Origin of the sequence: Anoxybacillus sp. LAT27 (assembly GCF_022030075.1) — a bacterium.
In the GTDB taxonomy this organism is placed as follows: domain Bacteria; phylum Bacillota; class Bacilli; order Bacillales; family Anoxybacillaceae; genus Anoxybacillus; species Anoxybacillus kestanbolensis.
The window spans coordinates 1-1,020 of the sequence record NZ_JAIWYK010000040.1 but is presented as its reverse complement, the minus strand read 5'-3'; the positions used below and the strand labels follow the sequence as shown (position 1 = coordinate 1,020).

The 1,020-nt window shown below is 38.9% G+C and carries 1 protein-coding gene and 1 rRNA gene; one reads left to right on the top strand and one right to left on the bottom strand.

The window, feature by feature from the left end; translation table 11 throughout:
- Positions 1-218: ribosomal RNA gene (locus LD028_RS02290) — 16S ribosomal RNA — on the bottom strand; the annotation flags it as partial.
- A gap of 266 nt (positions 219-484) precedes the next feature.
- On the opposite strand from LD028_RS02290, the gene LD028_RS02285 reads away from it, so the two are divergent.
- Positions 485-1,020, top strand: a 536-nt coding sequence (locus LD028_RS02285) for a polysaccharide deacetylase family protein (RefSeq protein ID WP_237810810.1), incomplete at its 3' end; no start/stop codon positions are given.

Genomic DNA, 1,020 nt, shown 5'->3' with positions numbered 1-1,020 from the left:
CGCCGTCTTTCAACGAAACGTCATGCGACATTTCGTGTTATCCGGTATTAGCACCGATTTCTCGGTGTTATCCCCGTCTACAGGGCAGGTTGCCCACGTGTTACTCACCCGTCCGCCGCTAACGAATCAAAAGCAAGCTTTCGATTCGCCCGCTCGACTTGCATGTATTAGGCACGCCGCCAGCGTTCGTCCTGAGCCAGGATCAAACTCTCCATAGAAAGTTCATATCTCTAGCTTCTTTACGCTTTTCGCTTCGTTCAGTTTTCAAGGAACATCTTTGTCAAACAACGACTTCAGCATTTTAACACTTTTTTCACTTATCGTCAACCACATTTTTCGTTGCTGACGACGTTTATTAATTTAACATACATTTTATTTTGTTGTCAACATTATTTTTTCAAAAAATGTTCTCGTTATATTCATTGATCATATCATGTTATTTCTTGCATAAGATGGTGATAAAAAGGACAAGGGGGGACAAATGTTGAAGTTTTTTTATATACTCGACGGAAAAGAAATAAAAAAATGGCTTCTCATCATATCAATTGCCTTCGTCACAGCTTCGATTTTTTATATTCAACAGCTTGCAAGTGAGTTTGTATTTTCCACTGACCCTGGGCCGAAAGCCATTTACAAAGTCGAAAATAAAAACAATGAGCTCGCATTGACATTTGATATTAGTTGGGGAGAAACAAATGCGATACCTGTTTTAAACGTACTAAAAAAACATGGAGTGAAAGCTACATTTTTTCTATCTGCTTCTTGGGCTGAACGTCACCCACGCATCGTAAAAAAAATCGTAGATGATGGACACGAGATCGGGAGTATGGGTTATGAGTACAAAAACTATACTGAACTAGAGAGAGGGAAAATTATTCGTGACTTAGCTCAAGCTAAAAAAGTGTTTGATACGTTAGGCATTAAACATACCCCTTTCCTACGCGTGCCGACAGGAAATTTTAATAAAAACGTTTTGAAAGTTGTTCATTCTTTTGGTCATACTGTTGTTCATTGGAGTGT